This is a genomic window from Pseudomonas costantinii (assembly GCF_001870435.1).
GTDB lineage: Bacteria > Pseudomonadota > Gammaproteobacteria > Pseudomonadales > Pseudomonadaceae > Aquipseudomonas > Aquipseudomonas costantinii.
The window spans coordinates 41,923-67,645 of the sequence record NZ_MDDR01000006.1; the positions used below are offsets into that span (position 1 = coordinate 41,923).

Sequence of the window (25,723 nt, forward strand, 5' to 3'; positions counted from 1 at the left end):
CCGGGCCTGTTCCTGTTTGGAAGGCCTGCGTCATGCGCTTTATTTTTCTGATATTTAGCCTGCTGCTTTCGCCTTTGGCCTTTGCCGATACGGTGTTGGAAAACGCCCTGTGGCGCGTCGACCTCGACCCCGCCACGCTGGCGCTGCGCGTCACGCCAGCCGGTGAGGCCTCGGTGCAGGCCTCCAACGGTATTACGGCGCATGCCGTCAGCGAACTGCAGGCCGCTGCTGAGCAGGCCACTTGGCAATGGGACAGCGGCGCCTATCGCCTGACCGCGCGCCTTGAGCAGCGCGACCTTCACCTGACTATCAATGCACGCGAGCCGGGCGAATTGCCCCTGCTGCATCAACCCGCCCAGGCCATGGGAAAAGGCTTGATCTGGCCCTTGGCCGAAGGGCATTACGTACCCGCAGGCAATACCGTGTGGAAGGCGTTTTTGCTGGAGCAGGGCGAGGTCAACACCACGCAGGACCTTAGCCTGCCGTTGTGGGGCGTGGATCACGGCAGCTTCACCTTGAGCTGGCTGCTGACCAACCCTTACAACAACCGTTTGCAGTGGCAGGCCGACGGTGAGGGGCTGGCGCTTTCCTTGGCCCATGAATTTACCCGTCTTGAACCTACGGCACCCATGACCCTCAGCCTGCACCTGGGCGGCGCCGACCCATTGGCCGGTGCCAAGCGTTATCTCCAGTGGCTGGTGGAGCAGGGCCGTTATGAACCGTTGGCAGACAAACTGCGGCAAACGCCCGAGGCTGAAAAACTGCTGGGCGCCAGCCATGTGTATCTGTGGGGCAATGACCTGCTGGGGTTGGATGATGTGCGTGATTGGCCGCTGCTGCTCGAGCGCTTGCGCGGTCATGAACTCAAGGGTTTGTTGGATAAGGAAGCCGCAAAGGTCCTGGCGCAGACCACTGCGTTGAATCGCTATGAGCAGACCGTGTTGCTGCGCAGCCTCAACGCGGCGATCAACAAGAAGGCCCGACAGGCTTGGCAAGTGGATGAACCGGACATGACACGCCTCGCCGCCCGCTACGGTGAGCTGCGCCATGAATTGTCTGTGGCGTTTGCGGGAGCTTTGAGCAACACCCCTGAGGCCTGGGGCAGCACCCTGTCGGCCAAGACCGTTAAATCCCTCAAGGACGCCGGGCTCCAGCGTTTACTGCTGACCTTGGGCGAAGGCTGGGAAGGCGGCCTCTGGCACCCCGAGGCGATTCGCGCAGGTGTCGACGCGGGTTACCTGATGGCGCCCTACGACTCCTATGAAACCGCGTTATCCGCCACCGAAAACCCGGACTGGACCACCGCCCACCTGGGCAGCAAGGCCTATCGCAACTGCGCGATTGTGTTGAAAGACGGCAAGCTGAAAACCGGCTTCCAGCAATCCGGTCACTACACCGACCCCCGCTGCGTACGGCCTTTGCTGGAAGCGCGGGTGCAAGCAGTCCAAGCCAGGGCGGGCTTTAACGCCTGGTTCCTTGATGCCTACGCCACCAGCATGGTTTTTGACAGCTACCGTGACGGCGCCCCAATGACCCAGGCGCAAAACGCCGAAGGCAATATCGATGCGTCCCGTTGGCTCAATACTGTGCTCAAGCTGCCCGCCGGTTCCGAGGACGGTAATGCCATCACCACCCAAGGCATCTTGTTCGCCCATGGCATGCAGACGCCGGTGATGGGTTGGGGCGACCGTGAAATGACCAAGGACAAGCAGTCGCCCTATTACGTAGGCAACTGGTACCCGCCGGAGCAGCCGACGGTGTTCTTCAAACCCGTTCCGTTGAAAGAACCGTTTCGCACGGTGTATTTCGAGCCGACGATGCGCCTGCCGCTTTACCAGACGGTGTTCCACGGTTCTGTGATTACCACCCACCACTGGCTGTTCGACAGCCTCAAACTGAGCAATGTGCAGGCTGAGAATGAGCTGACCCAATTGCTCTACAACGTGCCGCCGCTGTATCACCTGAGTGCCGCGACCCTCAAGCAGCGGTTGCCGGTGATCCAGCGCCAGGACGTTTTTTTCCGCCCGTTGCATCAGCGTTTGGCAACCCAGGCTATGACGGGGTTTCGTTGGCTGACGACGGATCGGCAGGTGCAGGAGACCACGTTTGCCGATGGCACGCGGTTGGTGGCGAATTTTTCTGCAGAAGGAAGAGAGGGGTACGCTGGGCGCAGTGTGACGGCGTTGCTGGTGGGGCACAAACCTGTGGTGTATCAGGTGGATCAGTAGCGCCGCGCAGGCCTCAATCGCAGGCAAGCCAGCTCCCACACTTGGAATGCATTCCCCTGTGGGAGCTGGCTTGCCTGCGATGGGGCCAGATCAGCCAACACATCTCTATGTTTTACGCCACACACTCGCCAACCAAGGCTGCTGCTCCCGTGGCAACCCCGCTGGCCGATAGTAATGCTCCAACTCTACAAACCCGGCCGCTGTCAGCAGCGCCTGCCACGCCTCCAGGTCGTGATAAGACCCGTACCGGGGCCCATTCCACCCTTCCTGATTCTCACCCCGCGGATTGGAGCTGAACAACACGCCCCCCGGCTTCAACGCCCCATGCAGCTGTTTCAGCACACGCGGCAATTCCTGCTTGGGAATATGAAACAGCACCGCGTTGGCAAATACCCCGTCAAAGCGCTCGGGAGGCAGGTCCAGCTTCAGGAAGTCCTGCTGCAATACCTCACAACCGCTGTCCTCGCGTGCCATCTGCGCAAACCGTTCGGAGCCATCCAGCCCCACGGCGATATGCCCCATACGGGTAAACGTCTGCAAATCCCGCCCAGGCCCGCAGCCAAAATCCAATACGGTAAACGGCGCTGTACCCTGGATATGCCGCAGCAATGCGTCGATGTTCTGGCTCACATCGTGATCGCGGGTGCCTTCACGGAAATCCTCGGCCACCTTGTTGTAGTGGCCGAGGGTGGTGGAGGTGATCTGGTTGAGGTCGTCGGGCTTGAGAGTCATGGCGGGTATTACCGGGCGCTGAGATGGCCCGACTATACCTCACCGCTTGTTCAGCACCCGCGCCAACCGATCGCCGCCCAACTGAATCACCGCCACCAGAATCACCAGTAGCACGATCACGGTCAGCATGATCTGCGTATCAAACCGCTGATAGCCGTACCGGTACGCAATATCCCCCAAACCACCCGCGCCAATCGCCCCGGCCATGGCCGACGAGTTGATCATGGTTACCAGGGTGATGGTGAACCCGCCCACAATCCCCGGCAGCGCTTCCGGCAACAACACGTGCCAGATGATGTGCCAGCGGCGGCAGCCCATGGCCTGCGCGGCTTCGATCAAACCGTGGTCGACCTCGCGCAGACTCACTTCTGCGATGCGCGCAAAGAATGGCGTAGCGGCGATGGTCAGCGGCACCACAGCAGCCCACACGCCATAGGTGGTACCGACGATCAGCCGGGTAAATGGGATCAGTGCCACCATCAGAATCAGAAACGGAATCGAGCGGAACAGGTTCACAAACGCGCCCAGCACGCGGTTCAGCGCCGGTGCCTGGTAGATGCCGCCCTTGTCGCTGGTGACCAAAAACACCGCCAACGGAATCCCCACCAGCAACGCGATCAGCGATGACACACCGACCATCAACAAGGTGTCGATGGCGCCCTGCAATAAACGATCAAACCACATAGCCCAGCACCTCCACGTTTTGCGCCCAGCGCGCGGCGCGCTTGCACAGGTCTTCGGCGTCGTGAGGAGAGCCATTCACCGCCAGCAGCAGTTGCCCCAGCGCATGCCCCTGAATCCGTTCCACACCACCCTGCAGCAAGCGCACGCGACCGCCCAGGGCTCTGAACAGCGCGGCCAGGTCCGGTTCATCGGTGTCGCTGCCGGTGAACTTCAAGCGCAGCACCACTGACGCCTCAGATGATGAGGGCAGGGCCTGCAAGCGGCTTTGCAATTCTTCCGGCAAGCCATGTTGCAGCGGCGCCAGCAGTGTTTTGCTGACGTCGTGCTGCGGGTTGCCAAACACTTGCCACACCGGGCCTTGCTCGACGATGCGCCCGTGTTCGAGCACCACGACGCGGTCGCAGATGTCGCGAATCACGGCCATCTCATGGGTGATCAACACGATGGTCAGGCCCAGACGCTTGTTGATCTCACGCAGCAGGCCGAGGATCGATTGCGTGGTCTCCGGGTCGAGGGCCGAGGTGGCCTCGTCGCACAGCAGAATCTCGGGGTCGTGCACCAGCGAGCGGGCGATGCCCACGCGCTGTTTTTGCCCGCCGGAAAGCTGCGCCGGGTAGGCCTTGTGCTTGTCCTGCAACCCTACCAATTCCAGCAGCTCGCGTACTTTTTGTTCACGCTGCGGCTTGGGCACGCCGGCGACTTTGAGCGGCAACTCGACGTTCTGCCACACAGTCTTGGCCGACATCAAATTGAAGTGCTGGAAGATCATGCCGATGCGCCGACGCAGTGCCACCAGACGGTCTTCGTCGAAGTCGCCGATGTCCACCTGATCGATCAGCACACGCCCGCTGCTGGGTTGCTCAAGGCGGTTGATGGTGCGGATCAGCGAAGACTTACCGGCGCCGCTGCGGCCGATGATGCCGAACACTTCGCCGCGCTGGATCGCCAGGTCAATGCCTTGCAATGCATGCACGGTGCCGTCGTAGGTCTTGCCCAGGTTGATAAAGCGCACGTGGGCGCGGTTCAAATCAGGGTGCAGTTCTGTCTGCTCGGCGTCCCTGGGCGCTAAGCCCAGGTCGCGCAGTTGAGAGTTGGCGGCGCTCATGCTTAGCCTTCCCAGCCGACTTGGTAGAGTTTGCCGAGGGATTTATCCAGGGCGGCGCGTACCACCGGCGAATGCTGGTAGATGTCGACGAACTTGATCACGCGCGGGTCGGTTTTGCTTTTCGGCTGGATCACAAACTGGATCACGTATTCCGGGTGGTCGAGGCCGTCGAACAGCAACGCCGACTCTGCATCGAAGGTCTTGGACAGGCGGATATACGCCGGGTAGCCCTGCACCAGGTCGGCGTCGTCATAGGCGCGTACCAGTTGCACGGCCTCGACTTGCAGAATCTTGATCTTCTTCGGGTTGCTGACGATGTCTTCTTCGGTGGCCTTGTAGCCCACGCCAGGCTTGAGGGTGATCAAACCGGCCTTGGCCAGCAGTTGCAGACCGCGGCCGCTGTTGATCGGGTCGTTGGCAATCGCCACGCTGGCGCCTTGAGGCAGGTCGTTGAGGCTTTTGAACTTCTTCGAGTACAGGCCAACGTTGTTGATGATGCCCGGCGCGTACGGCACCAGGTTGAAACCTGCGGCAGCTTTAGCGTTTTCCAGGAATGGGATGTGCTGGAAGTAGTTCACGTCGATGTCGCCGGCGGCCAGGCTGACGTTCGGTGCGATCCAGTCGGTGAACTCCACCAGTTCAACTTTCAGGCCTTGCTTGCCCGCTTCTGCAACGGCGGCTTCGAGGGGAATCGCGAAGGCGGCGGTGGTGCCGATTTTCAGTGGCGCGTCGGCGGCGAACACCGCCGAGCTGAATAAACCAAAAGCCAGGGCCAGTGCTTTGACTGGGTGGGTGAGTAGTGTCTTTTTCATAATGGGTTTCCAGTCATAAGGTGTAGGTTTCAACCACTGAGATCGTTCCCATGCTCCGCGTGGGAATGCCTCTCTGGACGCTCTGCGTCCGCTCTTGGGACGCGGATCGTCCCGGGCTGCATTCCCACGCAGAGCGTGGGAACGATCAGTTAGTGTCGGTAGGTGGAGCCGGTGTGTTGTTCGGGTAGGCGGGCGCTGTTGTGGAAGACTTTTTCGCGCAACGTGCCGGTGTCATAGGCGGTCTTATACGACCCACGCTTTTGCAACTCCGGCACCACCAGATCGATGAAGTCCACATAGCTTTCCGGCGTGACAATCCGCGTCAGGTTGAAACCATCCAGCCCTGTTTCGCTGATCCACGACTCCAGTTCATCAGCCACCTGCTCAGGCGAGCCGACCAGGGTGATGTAGCGACCACCGAGGGCGTGCTGCTCGAGCAATTTGCGCCGGGTCCAGTCGTTGTTTTGCAGGTTCTTGGTGGCCGACTGGATCGCGTTGCTCTTCACGTACTGGATCGGTTCGTCCAGTTCGTACTGGGCAAAGTCGATCGCCGTGGACGCCGAGAAATGCGCTACACCTGCTTCCGGGCTGGCGTAGTTCAGGTACTCGGCGTGCTTGGCCCAGGCGAGCTCTTCGGTGGCGCCCACGATCACGTTGAGGCCCATGAACACCTTGATGTCATCCGGGTTGCGCCCGGCTTCCACGGCGCTGGCGCGCACCTTGTCCACCTGGACTTTAGTGGCGGCCTTGTTCTGTCCGCTGATAAACACGCACTCGGCATGCCGCCCGGCGAACAGCAAACCACGGTCTGAACTGCCGGCCTGGAACAGCACCGGCGTACGCTGCGGCGACGGTTCACACAGGTGATAACCCTCCACTTGGTAGAACTCGCCGTGGTGCTCAACCTTGTGCACCTTGCCCGGCTGCGCATAGACCCGTGCTTGTGGGTCGTTGACCACCGCGTCGTCTTCCCAACTGCCTTCCCAGAGTTTGTACAGCACCTCCAGGTATTCATCGGCCTGGTCATAACGGCGGTCATGCTCGACCTGCTCGGTGAGGCCCATGGCCTTGGCGGCGCTGTCGAGGTAGCCGGTGACGATGTTCCAGCCCACCCGGCCCCGGCTCAGGTGGTCGAGTGTGGACATGCGCCGGGCGAACAGATAGGGCGGCTCGTAGGTGAGGTTGGCGGTGAGGCCAAAGCCGAGGTTCTTGGTGACGGCAGCCATTGCCGACACCAGCAGCAACGGGTCATTGACCGGCAACTGGATCGACTCCTTGAGCGGTACGTCGATGGAGTTTTGATAGACGTCGTACACACCGACGATGTCGGCGATGAACAAGCCGTCGAATAGTCCACGCTCCAGTGTTTTCGCCAAATCAGTCCAGTACTCAATGCTCTTGTACTGGGTGGATGTATCCCGTGGATGCGTCCACAGGCCGTGGTTGATATGCCCGATGCAGTTCATGTTGAAGGCATTGAGCAGGATCTTTTTCTTGGCCATTCAGATGGTCCCCCGCAGTGGCGGGTTTTCATCGTTGAGGTAGTAATTGCCCACCGCGTGGTACTTCCAGCGCACCGGGTCGTGCAGGGTGTGCACGCGGGCGTTGCGCCAGTGTCGATCAAGGCCGTGTTCGGCCAGGGTCGCTTGGCTGCCGGCCAGTTCGAACAGGGTGCTGCCGGCGGCCAGGGAAATTTCGGTGCTCAAGGCGCGAACTTCGGCGACGGCAATCGAGGCGGCGGCGACGGTCTCGGCGTTGCTGTCGGCTTGGGCGCGGTCGAGGAATTCACCGGAGCGTTCCAGCAGCGCTTCGGCAGCGTGCAGGCGGATGCTCAGGTGGCCGAAGCTTTTGAGGGTCAGCGGGTCTTCGGTGGCTTTGTCGTTGCCGGAATCGATCCACGGGCGGGTCTTGGTGCGCACAAAGTGCAACGCATCTTCAAAGGCGGCGCGGGCGATACCGGTGTCGATGGCGGCGTGAAGAATTTGTGCCAGCGGGCCGACGGTGGTCGGACGCTCGAAGGCGCTTTGGAATGGGATCACGTCCTGGGCGGCGACCCACACGTTGTCGAACACCACCGAACCGCTGCCGGTGGTGCGCTGGCCGAAGCCGCTCCAGTCGTCGATCACGGTCAAGCCTTCGCTGTCGCGCGGCACGAACGCCAGTTGCTGCACGCCGTGTTCATCCACCACCGAGGTGGGGATGCGTTGCGCATAGATCGCGCCGGTGGAGTAAAACTTGCGGCCGCTGATACGGAAACCGTCGCCGTCGCGGGTGATGGAGGTCACGCGTTCGTGGGCAGTCTTGGTGCCCAGTTCCGCCAGGGCATTGCCGAAGCGTTGGCCGGCGAGGACTTCGGCATACAAGCGTTTTTGCTGCGCGGGGCTGCCATTCACGCGCAGCACTTCGAGGGCGTAGAAATGGTTTTGCGGGATCTGACCCAGCGAGGCATCCGCTTGGGCGATCAGCGCGATGACCTTGGCCAGTGTGACGTTGGACACACCCGCGCCGCCGTGTTCCTTTGGCACGCTGATACCCCACAGGCCGGAGCGCGAAAATACGTCCAGTTCAGGCAGGGGCAGACGGCGCTCGCGGTCGCGTTGGGCGCTGTCGCGGCGCAAGTCTTCGGCCAGGTCGCTGGCGACAATAAGGGCTTGTTCGTCGCTGGTGATAACCGCGACGAGAGTAGAGACAGTCATTTTGTTCTCCAGAGGTCTGGTCGGTTAAATCCAGGAGTGACGAGCAGGTAACGTGCCGTTCAAACGATAGGCACCGATGGCGTGGTATTTCCAACGAACCGGGTCGTGCAGGGTGTGCACCCGGGCGTTGCGCCAGTGACGGTCGAGGTTGAATTCGGCGAGGGTGGCGCGGCTGCCGGCCAGTTCGAAGAGTTTTTCGCTGACCAGCAGCGACACTTCGGTGGTCAGCACTTTCGCCTCGGCCACGGCAATCGACGCACGGGCGGCGGATTGCGCGGTGATCGGCGCCGCACTGATCTCGTCCAGCAGCTTACCGGCCTTGCGCAGCAGCGCCTCGGCGGCGTGCAGTTCGATTTTCAACTTGCCGATATCGGCGATCACATACAGGTCATCACTGGCCCGCTCGACCTTGGCGTCGATCCATGGGCGCGAGCGCTCACGTACGAACGCGATGGTGTCATCAAGAGCGCCACGAGCGATGCCGGCGTCGATGGCCGCCTGGATCAGTTGCGAGACGGCGCCCTGGATATTAGGGGTTTCGCCGATACGCCAATTTTCGACGACCAATTCGGCGTCGACCGGCACCTGGTTCAGCAGCACAGTGCCGCTGGCGGTGGTGCGTTGGCCGAAGCCCGACCAGTCGTCAACGATGCGCAGCCCTTCGGTGCCACGGCGCACAAACGCCATGACCTGCTTGCCGTCATCGTTCAGCGCTTTTACCGCGACCCAATGCGCAAACAGCGCGCCGGTGGAATAGAACTTCTGGCCGCTGATCACATACCCGTCGCCTTCGGCGGTGATGCGTGCCTTGAGCTCCAGGGTGTTCTTGGTACCGCGTTCCGGGCCGCCATTACCGATGCGCCAACCGTCGAGCACGCTTTGGAACAGCTGCTTTTTCTGGCGCTCGGTGGCTGCGCCTTGCAACAGGTGCAGGATGCCGAAATGGTTCTGCGGGATCTGCCCGAGGGCCGGGTCTGCCGCACTGATGATCGCGAACACGTCGGCCAGGGTGACGAACGATACCTGTGGGCCGCCGTATTCGCGGGGAATTGAAATACTGCCCAGCCCGCTGCGGGTGAACTGTTCAATCTGCGCCCACGGCAACTTGCGTTGCTGATCGCGCTTCGCGGCTTGCAGGCGCGCGGCCTGAGCCAATTCATGGGCTGCGCTCAACGCTTCGGTGTCGTTGCGCAGCACCGCAGCCGGCAACAGCAGTGGGGCTACATCCAGATCACTCTGGGGGGGGGTTAGAGCCAAGTTAGACATCAGCGCCGCTCCTTGGCTGCACGTAATGCCCTGGCGTTATGCACCGGGGTAATTCTGACCATACCGACCTCGCATTCAATGAAATAAAAACAGAAAAATCAGAGATGTCCGGTGGTCCGGTGCATATACCCTAAGCGTGTTAATTCTTTAAATAAACTAACTTATTGGAATATGCATAGAAGGGCTGTCACCCCGGTTCGCAAGGAGAACCGGGGGCACGCGGTTGATAAGTCGACGCGGGCCCGGCCGGGCGGGCTGGCGCCTGGGGCGAGCAGGCGGCGATGTTCAAGGTGCGGGCCGGGGCCCAGCGTGAATTATTGCCGACGCGATCAAGAATGCAGTACGTCACGTCCAGGCGGCAGTCGTCGCCGGCCTCGATAATCACCGCCGAGGACACCCACACCTGCACCGCCAGGCCGACGCCTTTGGCCTGGATTTTCGGCAGGTCCACACGCACGTCACCCCAACGCAGGGTAATGGCGTCGCCGGTGGCCATGTTCAGGTAAGGCTCGATGGTCAGCGGGATGCCGCGCCTTACCTGGCTGCCGTTGACGCCGTAGCGTCGGATGGTTTCGGGCAGGCTGATGGGCGAGAGGTTCTGGTTTTCATCGTTGTACAGGTTCGAAGGTTGGCCGCCTGGGAAGTTGGTCTTCACCCGCACAGTGGTAACCGCCGAGCGTGCAGGGCCGTGGCCGATCTGCATGACCTGATAGTGAACGCGTGCCAGACCGTCTTGCACAAAACTCTCGGGGATTCGCAGATGGGTGGGCGTACCGACCTTGCATGAGGTCACCCGCCGTGCAGCGGCAAAGCAGTTGTTCCAGAACAGCTCGATCACGTCGCCCTCATCCATGCCGGTGTAGGGGGCGATGTCGACCTGCAGTTGTGTGGCGGCCAGGGCATTGATGCCGTTTCGAACGGCCTGGGGCAAAGTCGGGGCGGTGAGTATGCGCGTCATAAGTAATCTCCTTGATGCAGCCAGCAGCAATCGTTCCGGCGCCCGAAGCGCAGTTGTGCGCGAGGTGCCGAAAGGAACGATTCAGTGAATAGCCGGGATAGGATCCAATCCTCTGGGCGCTAGATAAGAGGGTTGGGCAGGAGGCGTCAATGGCGGCAAAAGGCTAAACGGTGGGTTGGAGCAGATTCAGAAGAGTCTGACTGGAGGAGGGATTTTAAGGGGGGGGTGGCGGGTTGTTTTACGGGGGGTAATAAGTACTCCCTGTAGGAGCGCGCTTGTGTGGGAGCAGGCAAGCCAGCTCCCACAAAGAGAGTCAGTGGGCCAAAAACTTGCTCAAGAACTGTCGCGTGCGTTCTTCCTTGGGGTTGGCAAACAACGCCTTGGCTTCGCCCTGTTCCACGATGACGCCCTTGTCGAAGAAGATCACCCGGTTCGCCACATCACGGGCAAAGCTCATCTCGTGGGTGACGATGACCATGGTGCGGTTTTCTTCGGCCAGGCTGCGGATAGTCGCCAGCACTTCGCCGACCAATTCCGGGTCGAGGGCCGAGGTGGGCTCGTCAAAGAGGATCACCTCCGGCTCCATGGCCAGCGCACGGGCAATCGCTACGCGCTGTTGCTGACCACCGGACAAGCGCCGAGGGTACGACGCTTCCTTACCCGCCAGGCCGACCCTGGCCAACAGCTTGCGACCCAGCTCGGTCGCCGCTTCGCGCGACATCTTCTTGACCACGATCGGGCCTTCGATGACGTTTTCCAGCGCGGTGCGGTGGGGGAACAGGTTGAAGTTCTGGAACACAAAGCCGACGTGCTGGCGCAAGCGCCGCACCAGGCCTTGTTGCTGGTTGAGCGGCTTGCTGCTGTCGATCTCGATGTCACCCACCTTGATGCGGCCGCTGGTGGGTTCTTCGAGTAAATTCAGGCAGCGCAGGAAGGTGGTCTTGCCGGAACCGCTGGGGCCAATGATGGCGACGACTTCGCCTTCCTTGACCTCGAGGTCGATGCCGTTGAGTACCACCTGCCCCTTGAATTGTTTGGTCAGTTTTTCAACCACAATCATGCTTCAAGACTCCAGGTCATGCCGGTTGACCCGGTCTTCCAGGCGATTTTGAAAATGCGCCAGGATGCTCGCCAGGATCCAGTAGATCAGGGCGGCGGAGAGATACATGGTGAAGATTTCGAAGGTCCGCGCAGACACCAATTGGGCCTGACGGAACAGCTCCGGCACCTGGATGGTAGCGGCCAGCGCCGTGTCCTTGACCAGCGAAATAAAGCTGTTGCCCAACGGCGGCAACGCCGTGCGCATGGCCTGTGGCAGGATGGCCCGGCGCAGGGTCTGCGCACGGGTCATACCGATACTGGCTGCAGCTTCCCACTGGCCGCGCTCGATGGAGGCGATGGCGGCGCGCAGGATTTCACAGGCGTAGGCGGCCATGTTCAGCGAAAAGCCGATCAAGGCCGCCGGAATCGGATCCAGCTCGATGCCCACTTGCGGTAAGCCGTAGTAGATCAGGAACAGCTGCACCAGCAAGGGCGTGCCGCGAAAGAACGACACATAGACCCGGGCGATCCAGCTTGCCAGCTTGAAACGTGACAAGCGCATCAAGGCCAGGCCGAAGCCCAGCAGCAAGCCGAAAAACATCCCGCCGAGGCTAAGAATCACCGTGTAGTACGCGCCCTTGAGCAGAAAGGGCGCGGAGTCCAGCGCGAGTTGGAAACCTGCTTCCATTATTGAGTGACGTCAGCGTTGAAGTACTTCTCGGACAGCTTCTTCAAGGTGCCGTCGGCACGCAGTTCGTCGATGGCCTTGTTCACAGCAGCGAGCAACTCAGGCTCGCCTTTGCGCAGGGCAATGCCGGCTTCCTGGCGGGAGAAAGCATCACCAGAGGCGGCGGTGTCGGTGGCTTTTTTGGCATATTCCAGAGCCGCCAGACGGTCGATCAGAATGGCGTCGGTACGGCCGATGCGCAGGTCCTGGAACTTGGTTGGGTCATCGTTATAGGTCTTGATGATGGCTTTAGGCTGGTTGTCCTTGAGCCATTGCTCGTAGTTCGTACCCAGGCCTACGCCGATTTTCTTGCCGGCCAGGTCGTCGGCGGTCTTGATGGTGCCGACGTTCTTTTTCAGGGTCAGCGCTTGAATACCGGAAACGGTGTAAGGCTTGGAGAAGTCGTACTTCTTCTTGCGTTCTTCCGAGATGGTCACCTGGTTGATCACCGCGTCCAGGCGCTTGGATTCCAGGGCGGCGAGGATGCCGTCCCACGGAGTAGCGCTGAGCTTGACCTTGACGCCCAGCTTCTTGGCCAGAGCTTCGGAGAACTCGACCTCGAAACCGGTGAGTTTGCCGTCTTCACCGACAAAGCTGAACGGCGGGTAGGTGCCTTCCAGGCCAACCTTGATCTCGCCAGCCTTCTTGATGTTGTCCAACTGCTCGCCGGCAACTGCCTGGCCCAACCAACCCGCGCCGAGCGCCAGACCCAAAGTGCCAACTAATAATGTGCGACGGAATACAGAAATAGTCATGAAGAGCCCCTGTGTTTTTTATGTTGAGCGAAGCAGGTGACGCAGTAGTCGTATCCTGCCTTAAAGCGCGATGCGCGTCTTCGCTTACGGCGCGACTATAAAGCCGCTTTTTAAGACTTGAAAATAATATAAAAACAATTTGTTATTTCCATCTGGAATAACTGGTTGTTAGCAATGAACATCAAATGTGGGAGCAGGCAAGCCAGCTCCCACATTTAACCCGCGTTCATTCAGTTGAATGCGGCGCCGTAAGCAAACAGCGCTGGCGCGCCCCCGGTGTGCAGGAAAATGATCGGACCGTCCTCAAACCGCTGACGCCCGATACCATCCAGCAAGCCGGCCATGGCCTTGCCAGTGTAGACCGGGTCCAGCAGCAGGCCTTCCTGGCTGGCAAGCAGCTTGACTGCCGCCAGGGTGCCGGCATTGGGCTCGCCGTAGCGTGGGCCGAAGTATTCGTCCCACAGGATCACCTTGAACGCCTCGGGGATATCCACACCCAGCAACTCGGCAGTGCGCTCGGCCAGGCCTTGTACTTTCGGGCGCTGGGCTTCGTCGGTGCGCGACACGGTGACGCCGATCACCGGCAAGTTCGGCAGCACTTCACTCAAGGCCAGTGCCAGGCCACTGTGGGTGCCTGCACTGCCGGACGCCAGCACCACGGCGGCGAATTTAATCCCGCTGTCTTCGATCTGCCCGGCCAGTTCCAGGCCTGCGCGTACATACCCCAAGGCGCCCAGCGCATTCGAGCCACCGATAGGCACCAGGTACGGTCTCTTGCCGTTGCTGCGCAGACGGTCGGCGAGAGCGTTGAGTTGGTCGTCGACGTTGTCGAGGTTTTCCACCAATTCCACCTTGGCGTCGAACAGCTCCAGCAGCAGACGGTTGCCGTTGCTCAGGTAGTTCGGGTCTTCGGTGCCGGTGGGGTTTTCCAGCAGGGCAACGCAACCCAAACCGAGTTTGGCGGCGAGGGCGGCAGTCTGGCGTACGTGGTTGGACTGAATCGCGCCGGCGGTCACCAGCGTGTCGGCCCCCTGAGCGATGGCATCGGCGGCCAGGTATTCAAGTTTGCGCAGCTTGTTGCCGCCCATGGCCAGCGGCGTGGTGTCGTCGCGCTTGACGTAGATATCCCTGCCCAGCCAGGCCGACAGCCGCTCGAGTTTTTCCAGGGCGGTGGCGCCGCCGAGCAGTTCCAGACGGTTAAAGCGGTCGAGCTGTTGTTTGATCATGGCTACGCACGGTGGCTAAGTGATGGGGCGACTATAGGCAGGCACTTTTCATCGGGCAACCGCCAATCGCTTATTCCGGATAGTTCTTAATATCACACCATTGGTTCTTAAGGGCGGCCAGGGTGCATACCGTAAAGTGATGGCCATTTCGTCAGGAGTGAATACCGTGAGTGAGCGTTCCAGTCATTGGCAATTACAGACCATCGTCAGCCAACTGCGCGACGCCCGGGACCAGTGGCGAACGCGCAATGGCCGGTTGAGTGGTGAGCATGGCGGCCGCGAGTTGCCGTCGCGTGAAGCGGTGGCGCAGATTCTCGAAGCGTTGTGCGGGGCACTGTTTCCGATGCGCCTGGGGCCGGTGGACCTGCGTGAAGAAAGTGAAGATTTTTACGTCGGCCATACCCTGGATGTTGCATTGAATGCCTTGCTCGCCCAGGCCCGTCTGGAGTTGCGTTACGCCGCACGCCAGGGCGCCAAGGATGACAGCGAAGTCGATGCGCTTGCCATTCGGCTGATCCAGGATTTCGCCCTGGCCTTGCCTTCGCTACGCAGCCTGCTGGATACCGATGTGTTGGCCGCCTATCACGGCGACCCGGCTGCGCGCAGTGTGGATGAAGTGCTGCTCTGCTATCCGGGAATCCTGGCGGTGATTCACCATCGTCTGGCCCACCATTTGTATCGTGCCGGCTTGCCGTTGCTGGCACGGATCAGCGCGGAAATTGCTCACTCGGCCACGGGTATTGATATCCACCCGGGCGCCCAAATTGGCCCGAGTTTCTTTATCGACCACGGGACGGGTGTGGTGATTGGCGAGACCGCGATCATCGGCGAGCGTGTGCGTATCTACCAAGCGGTGACCCTGGGCGCCAAACGTTTCCCGGCAGATGAAGATGGGCAATTGCAGAAGGGCCATCCACGGCACCCGATTGTTGAGGATGACGTGGTGATCTATGCCGGGGCGACGATCCTGGGGCGCATCACCATCGGCAAGGGTTCGACGATTGGCGGGAATGTATGGCTGACCCGCAGCGTGCCGGCAGGGGCGAACATCACCCAGGCGAATTTGCAGCATGAGGATGGGGCGCAGAAATAGTATTTGATCGTTCCCACGCTCTGCGTGGGAATGCCTCTCGTGACGCTCCGCGTCACGACTTCAAAGCAGACGCAGAGCGTCCAAGGCTGCATTCCCACGCAGAGCGTGGGAATGATCAGGCGTATTACGTTCAGTAATCACTGAACGTTTTGCCATCCCCACCCGTCATACCTTTCCTTGAGCTAGTGTAGGAATTGTCTACCACTCAGCCCTGCGATTAGTCCCGGACCGCTTATCCATGTTTAACTTGAATGCTCGTTCAAGTTAAATCCGGTGGTTCGCTGCCCGCTCACAACAGGAGGCTTACCTTTGCTGAGTCCGTTATTGACAGCCACATCCCACTTCCTCGGGGTGCATCGTTCATGAGTGCATCGTCCACCCCATCCAGCGGCCAAGTGCGCATGAATGCGCCGGTTTTCTACTTTGCCGCCACCGTCATTCTGCTGTTCGGCCTCACGGTCATCGCTATCCCGCAACAGGCCGGTGCCTGGCTGCTGGCGGCGCAAAACTGGGCGGCCAATACGGTCGGCTGGTACTACATGTTGGCGATGACCCTGTATCTGGTCTTCGTGGTGGTCACCGCGCTATCGGGCTACGGCAAGATAAAACTCGGTGCCGACCACGACGAGCCCGAATTCAGTTACCTGTCCTGGGCCGGCATGCTGTTCGCCGCCGGGATCAGCATCACGCTGTTTTTCTTCTGTGTCTCCGAGCCGCTGACGCACCTGGTGCAACCGCCCCAGGGCGCGCCGATGAACGCCGACGCTGCACGCCAAGCCATGCAGATTCTGTTTCTGCACTGGGGCCTGCACGGCTGGGGTGTGTTTGCCTTTGTCGGCATGGCCCTGGCGTATTTTGCCTATCGGCATAACCTGCCGCTGGCGTTGCGTTCGGCGCTGTACCCGCTGATCGGCAAGCGCATCAACGGCCCCATCGGTTACGCGGTGGACGGTTTCGGCATCATCGCCACGGTGTTCGGCCTGGGTGCCGACATGGGATTTGGTGTGTTGCACCTTAATTCCGGATTGGATTACCTGTTTGGTATTGCCCACACCCAGTGGATCCAGGTCGGCCTGATCACGCTGATGATGGGTGCCGCGATCCTCGTCGCAGTCGCCGGTGTCGACAAAGGCGTGCGGGTGATGTCCGACATCAACATGCTGCTGGCCTGTGCGCTGCTGCTGTTTGTGTTGTTCGCAGGCCCCACCCAGCATCTGCTCAACACACTGATTCAGAACCTGGGTGACTACCTGGGCGCCTTGCCGACCAAGAGCTTCGACGTGTACGCCTACGACAAACCCAGCGACTGGCTGGGCGGTTGGACGGTGTTCTACTGGGCCTGGTGGATTGCATGGTCGCCGTTCGTGGGCCTGTTTATCGCGCGTATTTCCCGTGGCCGTACCATCCGTGAATTCGTGTTTGGCGTGCTGCTGATTCCGTTGGGGTTCACGTTGGCGTGGATGTCGATCTTCGGCAACAGCGCCATCGACCAAGTGCTTAACCACGGGATGACGGCGCTCGGTCAGTCGGCCATCGATGACCCGTCGATGAGCCTCTACCTGCTGCTGGAAACCTACCCGTGGAGCAAGACGGTAATCGCGGTCACGGTGTTTATCAGCTTCGTGTTCTTCGTCACCTCGGCTGACTCCGGCACTGTAGTGCTGTCGACCCTGTCGTCCAAAGGCGGCAACGCCGATGAAGACGGCCCGAAATGGCTGCGCGTGTTCTGGGGGGCGATGACTGCATTGGTCACCAGTGCGTTGCTGTTTGCCGGCAGTATCGATTCGCTGAAATCCGCCGTGGTACTGACCTCGCTGCCGTTCTCGCTGATCCTGTTGCTGATGATGTGGGGGCTGCACAAGGCCTTCTATCTCGAGTCGCAAAAGCAGATCGCCCAACTGCATTCGTTGGCACCGGTGTCGGCTGCGCGTAAGGGCCGAGGCGGCTGGCGCCAACGTTTGAGTCAGGCCGTGCACTTCCCATCGCGAGATGAGGTGTACCGTTTCCTTGAATCGACAGTGCGCCCGGCGATCGAAGAAGTGACGGCGGTGTTTGTCGAGAAAGGCCTGAATGTCGTGACCCAACCGGACCCGGCCAACGACAGCGTCAGCCTGGAAATCGGCCATGGCGAGGAGCGCCCGTTTGTCTACCAGGTACAGATGCGCGGCTATTTTACGCCGTCGTTTGCGCGGGGCGGCATGGGCAAAAAAGAGATCAACAACCGCCGCTATTATCGGGCGGAAGTGCACTTGAGTGAGGGCAGCCAGGACTACGATCTGGTGGGCTACACCAAGGAGCAGATCATCAACGACATCCTTGACCAGTACGAGCGACACCTGCAGTTCCTGCACCTGGTGCGCTAGTCACCAGTCCCACAAAAGAGCCTGAAAGCCCCGTCCTACGGGGCTTTCTTAAACTTAATTTCATCCGTCAAAGCCCCTCTTTGACGCGGAACTGTCATCTGGCCACTGCGTAATTGTGTGAAGCGTTTGACGCTTTCATTTCAGAACAGTGACGGAGACCGGTAACAATGAAGACGTTAATAAGCCCTATGGTGGGTGCCGCCATGGCGAGCTTTATGCTGTCCGCCCACGCCGATTTTATCGATGACAGCCATGCCGATGTGACCCTGCTCAATCGCTATCTCAACCAGCAGGGGCGTGATGTGGTGAACAGCACCGCCAAGGCCCACAGCATTCGTGATTGGGGCCAGGGTTTCGAGTTCAACTTCAAGTCCGGCTACACCGAAGGGCCAGTCGGTTTTGGCCTGGACTTGCAGGCGTTCTACGGTTTGAAACTGGATTCCGGTGGCGACCTCAACGACAAGGATCATCAGGGCCGTTACCCCGGCAGTATGTTCCCGCTGGACAACGGCAAGTCGGCTGACCAGTTCGGTGTATTGAGCCCGACGTTCAAGATGCGCTTTGCCAAGGATGAACTACGCGTCGGCACGCTCTACGGCAACAACCCGGTGTTGGCCAACACCGACGGTCGTCTGTACCAGCAGACCAACACCGGCGTGCAACTGGTGTCCAAGGATGTCTCTGACTTCACCTTCACCGGCGGCGATATCTTCAAGACCAAGATTCGTAACGAATCCAGTGACCAAGGCATGATCACCGCCGGTGGCACTAAAGATAGCGATCGCTTTCTCTTCGGCGGGGCCGACTACACCGGCATCCAGAACACCACGGTCAGCCTGTGGTATTCGAACCTTGAGGATTACTACCAACAGTTCTTCCTCGGTGCCAAACGCCATGACGCCTTGTCGGTAGGCGCGATCGACACCGATGTGCGGGTATTCCGCAGCTTGGGTGTGGGCGGTAACGCCGATGGCGACAAAGACTATTCCGCCAGCGGTCTCTACGGCGACGGCACGAGCAAGGGCCGCATCAACCAAACCACCGCCAGCTTGCTTGAAAGCTACAGCCTGGACGGCCATACCGTCGGCTTGGGCATCCAGAAAAACAGCGGCGACAGTGACTTTCCGTACCTCGACTCCGGCCTGAACAGCGGCGACAACCGCCAGGGTCCGGGTTCAGGTGCCGACACCCCGGCGCTGACCAACATGCAATTGAACAAATTCCAGCACGCGGGTGAACGTACTTGGCTGGCGCAGTACAAGTATGACTTCGGCAAGCTTGGCCTCACCGGCCTGACGTTCTCCGCCGCTTATGCACACGGTGATGACATTCGCACGGTGCAGGGCACCACCAGCGAATGGGAACGTAACATTGCGGTGGCTTACCAAGTACCGACCGGCACCCTCAAAGGCCTGGGCGTGACCTGGAAAAATGCTCACGCCAGCCCGGATATTACGGGTGCCACTGTGCAAGATGAAAACCGCTTCTATGTCAGCTATGTCGTTCCACTCTGGTAGGAAATTGCTGTAAAACGGAAGGGCAGACTTAAGCGATTCAGCTGGTTAAAAGGCCTGGGAATAAGGTTATTCCCAGGCCTTATTTGCCCTAAGCCCAGAGAGGATTCGATGACGTACATTGCTGCCGAAAACCGCTATGAATCTATCCCGTATCGCCGCGTAGGCCGCAGTGGATTGGTGCTACCGGCACTGTCCCTGGGGTTGTGGCACAACTTTGGCGACAGCACCCCGATCGACACCCAGCGCGCCCTGTTGCGCACCGCGTTCGACCTAGGGATCAACCACTTCGACCTGGCCAACAACTACGGCCCACCTTACGGCAGCGCCGAGATCAACTTCGGTCGTTTGCTGCGCGAAGATTTCAAGCACTACCGCGACGAATTGATCATCTCCAGCAAGGCCGGTTGGGACATGTGGCCCGGCCCTTACGGCCAGGGCGGCGGTTCACGCAAGTACGTACTGGCGAGTCTGGACCAGAGCCTGCAACGCCTGGGCGTGGACTACGTGGATATTTTCTACTCCCACCGTTTTGACGCCGACACCCCCCTGGAAGAAACCGCCAGCGCCCTCGCCACCGCCGTGCAACAAGGCAAGGCGTTGTACATCGGTATCTCGTCTTATTCGGGCGTAAAAACCCGCGAAATAGCAGCGCTGCTCAAAGAGTGGAAAGTGCCGTTGCTGATCCATCAGCCGGCCTACAACCTGCTCAACCGCTGGGTGGAAAAAGACCTGCTGGATACCACCGAAGAACTCGGTGCCGGTGTGATTGCGTTCACGCCGCTGGCCCAGGGCTTGTTGACCGACAAGTACCTCAATGGTGTACCGGCTGATGCGCGGGTGAACCGCCCAGGTGGCGGCTCGCTGCAGGCCAAGCACTTGTCCGAAGCGAACATTGCCCATGTGCGTGCTTTGAATGAAATCGCCAAGCGTCGTGGTCAGAGTCTGGCGCAATTGGCGTTGGCTTGGACCCTGCGCGATCCGCGAGTGACCAGTGCGCTGATCGGTGCGAGCCGGCCAGAGCAAATCATTGAAAACGTCGGGGCGTTGAAGAATCTGAGTTTCAGCGCAGAAGAACTGGCGGAAATCGATCGGTTTGCGCAGGAAGGCGGGATTAACTTGTGGGAAAAGCCATCGACCGCTGAGTAATGATCGTTCCCACGCTCCGCGTGGGAATGCCTCTTGTGACGCTCCGCGTCACGGTTTCAAGAGCGGACGCGGAGCGCCCATGGCTGCATTCCCACGCAGAGCGTGGGAATGATCTGCTCGCTAGAACGGCACATCTCCAAGAATCGTCGCCCGATGCATCACCCGCCGCTGCGGCCGATAATCATCCACCGCGTAATGCTGCGTCACGCGGTTGTCCCAGAACGCCACATCGTTTTCCTGCCAGCGCCAGCGAATGGTGAATTCCGGCCGTGTCGCATGAGCAAACAACAGCTTCAAAATCGCCTCGCTCTCCGCCGGTTCCAGCTCATTAATCTTGGTGGTAAACCCGTCACTGACAAACAGCGACTTGCGGCCACTCACCGGATGCGTACGCACCACCGGGTGTGACAGCGGCGGATTTTTCTTGCGGGTTTCTTCCCAGCGCGCCAGGTCTTCGGCAGTGTTGCCAAAGCGCTCCAGCGGGAAGGATTTGGTGAAGTCGTGAGTGGCGGTGAGGCCATCGAGCAGGCGTTTGAGCGGCTCGGACAACGCCTCATACGCAGCAATGCCACTGGCCCACAGCGTATCGCCACCAAACGCCGGCAACAGCTTGGCGCTGAGCACCGCGCCGAGAGCCGGCGTCGGCAGGAAGGTCACGTCGGTGTGCCACACGGCGTTATCATGCACGTCGGTCACGGCGGTGTCGAGGATCAGCACTTCGGGCTGTTCCGGCACGTTGGGGTAGATTGGGTGGATATGCAGGTCGCCGAAGTTCGCCGCGAACCGTGCTTGCTGCTGCGGGTTGATGGCCTGGTCTCTGAAGAACAGCACCGAGTGCGCGAGCAACGCCTGTTCAATGGCATCGCGGTCTTTGAGGTTCAACGGCTGGGTGATATCGACGCCACTGATCAGGGCGCCCAGGGCGGTGCTTAGCGGGGTAACGGTCAGGCTGCTCATGCTGTTCTCACTCAATGTGCCTGGCCATGCCACGGCACCAGTTTACGCTGCAGGGCACGCAGGCCCATTTCCATGGCGAAGGCGATCAGGGCGATCACCAGGATCCCCAGCACCACCACATCGGTGACCAGGAATTGCGCCGCCGACTGCACCATGAAGCCCAGGCCGCTGGTGGCCGCGATCAACTCGGCGGCGACTAATGTCGACCAGCCCACGCCCAAACCGATACGCACGCCGGTGAGGATGTCAGGCAGGGCGCTCGGCAGAATCACATGGCGAATCAGTTGGGCGCGAGTGGCCCCCAGCGACTGCGCGGCACGCAATTTGGCGGGGTCGACGGTGCGCACGCCGGTTGCGGTGGCGATGGCGATTGGCGCAAAGATCGCCAGGTAAATCAGCAACACCTTGGACAGCTCGCCGATGCCGCACCAGATCACGATCAGCGGCAGATAGGCCAAGGGTGGAATCGGCCGGTAGAACTCGATCAGCGGGTCGAGAATGCCGCGCGCAATACGGTTGGAACCGATGGCGATGCCCACCGGCACGGCGGTCAGAACCGCAAAACCCAGGCCCAGGCCGATACGGCTGAGGCTCGCGCCCAAGTGCTGCCACAAAGTGGAGTCCATGTAGCCCGTGGTCGCCAGCAGCCAGCCTTTTTGCAGTACGGCGGATGGCGGTGGCAGGAATAGGGGTTCGATCAAACCGGTGGCGGTCACCGCCCACCAGATTGCCAGCAAGGTGACCAGGGTCAGCACGCTGATCCAACGTGTGCTCAAGCTGCGACGCACCGGGATAACCGCGTGCGCCACCGGCTTTGAGGCGGTGGCGGGAAGTTCGTAGCTGCTCATGCGGACACCTGCCGTTGGGAGAACACTTTGCCCAGCACATGTTCACGGGTTTCGATAAAGCGCGGGTCGGACTTGATCGCCCGTGCCGATTCACCGGCGGCGTAGCGCTGGCCGAAGTCCAGGCTCAGGCGCTCGACGATTTGGCCAGGGTTGGGTGCGAGCAGGATCAGGTCGGTGGCGAGGAATACCGCTTCTTCGATGTCATGGGTAATCAGGAACACCGGCTTGGCCGTGCGCCGCCACACTTGCAGCAGCAACTCCTGCATCTGTTCGCGGGTGAAGGCATCGAGGGCGCCGAAGGGCTCGTCCATCAGCAAAACCCGAGGGTCTGCTGCCAGGGCGCGGGCCAGGCCCACGCGTTGTTTCTGGCCGCCGGAGAGCTGCCAGATACGCCGGCTGTCGAAACCGGCCAGGTCTACCAGCGCCAGCATTTCCCGGGCGCGTATTTCGCGTTGCGCTTTGGGTATGCCGGCCAACTCCAAGCCGAAGCCAACGTTGGCCAGCACGTCCTGCCAAGGCAGCAGGGCGTCGTCCTGGAACACCACGCCACGCTCCGCGCTGGGGCCTTTGACCGGCACGCCATCGAGGGTGATGCGCCCGGCAGACGGTTCGACAAAACCGGCAATCAGGTTCAACAGCGAAGTTTTGCCACTGCCGGACGGGCCGAGGGCCACCAGCAATTGCTGGGGCCCAAGGTCCAGTGAAATGTCAGACAGTACCGGTTCTGTGGCGCCTGGGTACTGTGCGCTGATGCGCTCCAGTTGTAGCAAGGCCATCGCAATGAACTCCTTGAATCAGTTAGTGATGAACTTGGCGCTGATGTAAGGGGCGTAGTCCGGCAGCACGGCGTCAACCTTGCCTTGTTCCTTGAGGAACGCAGCAGTGTCAGTCACCGCCTTGGTGGTCGGTGCGCCCAGCAGGGTCACTTGGTCAGCTGCCAGCGGGTAGACGTTGCCTTGCAGCAGCAGCGGGATGTCACTGGCCTTGGCGCCGGAGAGCTTCACCAGTTTGTCGACGTTAGTTTTGTCGGCGATCCAGGCTTGTGGGTCTTTGCGGTACGCGGCGTAGGCATCCAGCGTGACCTTGGCGAAAGCAGTGACGATTTCCGGGTGTTTCTCGGCGAAGTCTTTGCGCACGATCCACGCATCGAAGGTCGGTGCGCCGAATTTGGCCAGTTCGCCGGAGGTGATCAGCACCTTGCCGTTTTCCTTGGCCACACCCAAAGCGGGGTCCCATACGTAGGTTGCGTCGATATCACCGCGTTTCCAGGCGGCGATGATTGCCGGTGGCGCGAGGTTGAGGATGGTGACTTTCGAGGGGGCGATGTTCCAGTGTTTCAGCGCGGCCAACAGGCTGTAGTGGCCGGTGGAAACGAACGGCACGGCGATTTTCTTGCCGACCAGGTCCTGCGGGCTGTTGATCCCCGAACCGTTACGGGCCACCAGGGCCTCGGCGCCGCCGATCTGGGTGGCGACGAGGAAGGTTTCTACCGGCACTTTGCGGGTAACGGCCGCAGTCAGCGGGCTGGAACCGAGGTAGCCGATCTGTACGTCACCGGAGGCGATGGCGGCGATGATGTCGGCGCCGTTGTCGAATTTGCGCCAATCAATCTTGGCCTTGGTGGCTTTTTCATACGCGCCGTCGGCCTGGGCGACTTTGGCCGGGTCCACGGTGGTTTGGTAAGCAATGGTTACATCCGCCGCCTGGGCAAACAGGCTGGCACCGGCCAGGGACAATGCGGCCAAGAGGCGCAGAGGGGTTAAAAGTTTCAAGGGGAAGCTCCTCAATCAGGCGGCCGAGGGTCGGCGTTTGAGGAGACTAAATGATCTAAGAATCAGAAAATAAATAACGTTTTCGAATTAGCTTATGAGGAGATGCGCTTTCGACGCGCCGACTAATCTGATCGTTCCCACGCAGAGCGTGGGAACGATCAGTCAGGGGTTGGGTGTCAGTTACTGATGGAGAGGATGCTGGCTTGGTAGGAGCCAACAAACACGTCAAAGTCACCCACTTCGTTCTGTTCCAGCTCAGCCTGTTGCGCCAGCGAATTACGCGCCAGTTCTTCAAAGCGCGCTTGCTCTTCGGCCGGCAAAGGCTCTTTACGGAAATGCTCGGCATGCACCTGGCTTTGATGCAGGGAGAACTGCGCAAAACTCTCTTTACGCTCACTCATCGCCGCCAACACTTGGGCCGAAGGCGTCAGGGACGGGTCCTTGACCTTCGCCAACTGAGCGTCCAACGCCTGGCTGTGTTCCTGAATACCATGGCTCTCATCGAGCAGGGCAGCCAACGGTGCAATCTTCTCCAGCAACTCGGCCGCCCATTCCTTCAGGTCCACAGGCTGCCCCTGACGCTGCAATTGCAGGCCCGGACGGCGGCCTTCCTTGACTACGCTGAGGAAGTTGGATGTGGCGTTACCGCACTCGTTGTCGGCCAGTTGCGGGCTATCGTTCAACGCGCAATACAGCAGGAACGCGTCGAGGAAGCGCGATTCCGGCAGGTCGATACCCATCGGCAGGAACGGGTTGATGTCCAGGCAGCGCACTTCGATGTACTGGATGCCACGGGCCATCAGCGCCTGGATCGGTCGCTCGCCGGTGTAGGTCACGCGCTTGGGGCGAATGTTGGAGTAGTACTCGTTTTCGATCTGCAGGATGTTGGTGTTGAGCTGCACCCACTCACCGTCCTTGTGGGTGCCGACTTCGACGTACGGCGCGTAGGGCGTTGCTACCGCTTCGCGCAGGCTGTCGGTGTAACTGTTTAAATCGTTGTAGCAAGGCGTGAGGCCGGCCTGGGCATTACTTTGGTAGCCCAGGTCACTCATGCGCAGGCTGGTGGCGTACGGCAGGTACAGGGTGTCGGCGTCCAGCACTTCCAGTTGGTGTGAGCGGCCGCGCAGGAAACCCGCGTCCAGGGCCGGTGAGGCGCCAAACAGGTACATCAGCAGCCAGCTGTAGCGACGGAAGTTGCGGATCAGCGCGATATAGGCGCAAGACTGGTAGTCGCGGTCGGTGCCGACAAACCCTTCAGTCTCCTTGAGCAGCGGCCACAACTGTTCCGGCAGTGAGAAGTTGTAGTGGATGCCTGCGATGCACTGCATGGTCTTGCCGTAACGCAGGGCCAGGCCCTTGCGGTACACGTACTTGAGCTGTCCGATATTGGAAGTGCCGTAGTAGGCGATCGGAATGTCTTCCTCGGCCGGCAACGGGCACGGCATCGAGGGGCTCCACAGGTATTCGCTGCCAAGCTTGCTGTAGGCAAAGCGATGGATCTTGTCCAGGCTGCTCAGGGTATCGGCCGGGTTGGGCAGGGCTGGGGTAATGAACTCCAGCAGCGATTCCGAGTAGTCGGTGGTGATCTGTTCGTGGGTCAACGCGGCGCCCAGGGCTTCAGGGTGCGGCGTTTGCGCCAGGCGACCCTCACCGGTGACGCGCAGGCATTCGCGCTCGATGCCGTGCAAGCACTGCTCTAGCAGGGAGAGGTGTTCGCGCTTGCCGAGCAGGGCCAGGCGGCGGTTGAGAAGTTCGCTCAAGTTGGATTCCTTCACGCGTCAGTCGCCCCAATATGGG

Annotated in this window: 22 protein-coding genes; 5 read left to right on the forward strand and 17 right to left on the reverse strand. The window is 60.4% G+C overall.

Going from position 1 to position 25,723, the window contains the following annotated elements:
* Positions 1-32 precede the first annotated feature (32 nt).
* Entirely contained in the window at positions 33-2,228 is a 2,196-nt protein-coding gene (locus tag BFL40_RS03900; RefSeq protein ID WP_071482530.1) for a glycoside hydrolase, read from the forward strand.
* Positions 2,229-2,333: 105 nt separating this feature from the next.
* On the opposite strand, the gene BFL40_RS03905 is transcribed toward BFL40_RS03900, so the two are convergent.
* The 12 genes from BFL40_RS03905 to BFL40_RS03960 form a co-directional block, all read right to left on the reverse strand.
* On the reverse strand, positions 2,334-2,960 hold the full coding sequence (locus BFL40_RS03905; protein WP_071482531.1) for a class I SAM-dependent methyltransferase: 627 nt from the start codon (positions 2,958-2,960) through the stop codon (positions 2,334-2,336).
* 39 nt (positions 2,961-2,999) lie between these two features.
* Positions 3,000-3,644, reverse strand: coding sequence for a methionine ABC transporter permease (locus BFL40_RS03910; protein ID WP_071482532.1), 645 nt, complete (start codon positions 3,642-3,644; stop codon positions 3,000-3,002).
* The gene (locus BFL40_RS03915; protein ID WP_071482533.1) at positions 3,634-4,749 is read right to left on the reverse strand and encodes a methionine ABC transporter ATP-binding protein; all 1,116 of its coding nucleotides are present in this window, start codon (positions 4,747-4,749) and stop codon (positions 3,634-3,636) included. Before BFL40_RS03915 ends, BFL40_RS03910 begins: the two co-directional genes overlap by 11 nt.
* Positions 4,750-4,751: 2 nt before the next feature.
* Entirely contained in the window at positions 4,752-5,561 is an 810-nt protein-coding gene (locus BFL40_RS03920; RefSeq protein WP_071482534.1) for a MetQ/NlpA family ABC transporter substrate-binding protein, read from the reverse strand.
* A 149-nt stretch (positions 5,562-5,710) separates the two neighbouring features.
* Positions 5,711-7,063: an LLM class flavin-dependent oxidoreductase gene (locus tag BFL40_RS03925; protein WP_071482535.1), complete on the reverse strand. Its 1,353-nt coding sequence runs from the start codon at positions 7,061-7,063 to the stop codon at positions 5,711-5,713.
* Positions 7,064-8,257 carry an SfnB family sulfur acquisition oxidoreductase gene (locus BFL40_RS03930; protein WP_071482536.1) on the reverse strand — a complete coding sequence of 398 codons (1,194 nt, stop codon included), beginning with the start codon at positions 8,255-8,257 and terminating at the stop codon, positions 7,064-7,066.
* 24 nt (positions 8,258-8,281) lie between these two features.
* Positions 8,282-9,523, reverse strand: coding sequence for an SfnB family sulfur acquisition oxidoreductase (locus tag BFL40_RS03935; RefSeq protein WP_071482537.1), 1,242 nt, complete (start codon positions 9,521-9,523; stop codon positions 8,282-8,284).
* A gap of 187 nt (positions 9,524-9,710) precedes the next feature.
* On the reverse strand, positions 9,711-10,481 hold the full coding sequence (locus BFL40_RS03940) for a hypothetical protein (protein ID WP_071482538.1): 771 nt from the start codon (positions 10,479-10,481) through the stop codon (positions 9,711-9,713).
* Positions 10,482-10,794: 313 nt separating this feature from the next.
* Entirely contained in the window at positions 10,795-11,541 is a 747-nt protein-coding gene (tcyN, locus tag BFL40_RS03945; RefSeq protein ID WP_071482539.1) for an L-cystine ABC transporter ATP-binding protein TcyN, read from the reverse strand.
* A gap of 3 nt (positions 11,542-11,544) precedes the next feature.
* The gene (gene tcyL / locus BFL40_RS03950) at positions 11,545-12,210 is read right to left on the reverse strand and encodes a cystine ABC transporter permease (RefSeq protein WP_071482540.1); all 666 of its coding nucleotides are present in this window, start codon (positions 12,208-12,210) and stop codon (positions 11,545-11,547) included.
* Entirely contained in the window at positions 12,210-13,004 is a 795-nt protein-coding gene (gene tcyJ, locus BFL40_RS03955; RefSeq protein WP_071482541.1) for a cystine ABC transporter substrate-binding protein, read from the reverse strand. Before tcyJ ends, tcyL begins: the two co-directional genes overlap by 1 nt.
* 230 nt (positions 13,005-13,234) lie before the next feature.
* Positions 13,235-14,230, reverse strand: a complete 996-nt coding sequence (locus BFL40_RS03960) for a D-cysteine desulfhydrase (protein WP_071482542.1) — start codon at positions 14,228-14,230, stop codon at positions 13,235-13,237.
* Between the two features lie 166 nt (positions 14,231-14,396).
* On the opposite strand from BFL40_RS03960, the gene epsC reads away from it, so the two are divergent.
* The 4 genes from epsC (at position 14,397) to mgrA (ending at position 20,349) form a co-directional block, all read left to right on the forward strand.
* The gene (epsC, locus tag BFL40_RS03965) at positions 14,397-15,323 is read left to right on the forward strand and encodes a serine O-acetyltransferase EpsC (protein ID WP_071482543.1); all 927 of its coding nucleotides are present in this window, start codon (positions 14,397-14,399) and stop codon (positions 15,321-15,323) included.
* Positions 15,324-15,724: 401 nt separating this feature from the next.
* Positions 15,725-17,686 (forward strand): choline BCCT transporter BetT, encoded by a 1,962-nt coding sequence (gene betT / locus BFL40_RS03970; protein WP_218027751.1) that lies wholly within the window; start codon positions 15,725-15,727, stop codon positions 17,684-17,686.
* 188 nt (positions 17,687-17,874) lie between these two features.
* A complete protein-coding gene (locus BFL40_RS03975; RefSeq protein ID WP_083374580.1) occupies positions 17,875-19,203 on the forward strand; it encodes an OprD family outer membrane porin in 1,329 nt (442 codons plus the stop codon).
* Between the two features lie 108 nt (positions 19,204-19,311).
* Entirely contained in the window at positions 19,312-20,349 is a 1,038-nt protein-coding gene (gene mgrA / locus BFL40_RS03980) for an L-glyceraldehyde 3-phosphate reductase (RefSeq protein ID WP_071482546.1), read from the forward strand.
* A 120-nt stretch (positions 20,350-20,469) separates the two neighbouring features.
* Here mgrA and tauD read toward each other — a convergent pair whose 3' ends face one another.
* The 5 genes from tauD to gshA all read right to left on the reverse strand — a co-directional run bounded on the left by tauD (position 20,470) and on the right by gshA (position 25,686).
* Positions 20,470-21,306 (reverse strand): taurine dioxygenase, encoded by an 837-nt coding sequence (tauD, locus tag BFL40_RS03985; RefSeq protein WP_071482547.1) that lies wholly within the window; start codon positions 21,304-21,306, stop codon positions 20,470-20,472.
* Between the two features lie 11 nt (positions 21,307-21,317).
* On the reverse strand, positions 21,318-22,154 hold the full coding sequence (gene tauC, locus BFL40_RS03990) for a taurine ABC transporter permease TauC (protein WP_071482548.1): 837 nt from the start codon (positions 22,152-22,154) through the stop codon (positions 21,318-21,320).
* On the reverse strand, positions 22,151-22,930 hold the full coding sequence (tauB, locus tag BFL40_RS03995; protein WP_071482549.1) for a taurine ABC transporter ATP-binding subunit: 780 nt from the start codon (positions 22,928-22,930) through the stop codon (positions 22,151-22,153). The genes tauC and tauB overlap by 4 nt, the downstream gene beginning before the upstream one ends.
* 18 nt (positions 22,931-22,948) lie before the next feature.
* Positions 22,949-23,926, reverse strand: coding sequence for a taurine ABC transporter substrate-binding protein (gene tauA / locus BFL40_RS04000; RefSeq protein ID WP_071482550.1), 978 nt, complete (start codon positions 23,924-23,926; stop codon positions 22,949-22,951).
* 176 nt (positions 23,927-24,102) lie between these two features.
* Complete coding sequence (gshA, locus tag BFL40_RS04005; protein WP_071482551.1) at positions 24,103-25,686, reverse strand: glutamate--cysteine ligase; 1,584 nt, start codon at positions 25,684-25,686, stop codon at positions 24,103-24,105.
* Between the last annotated feature and the right edge of the window lie 37 nt (positions 25,687-25,723).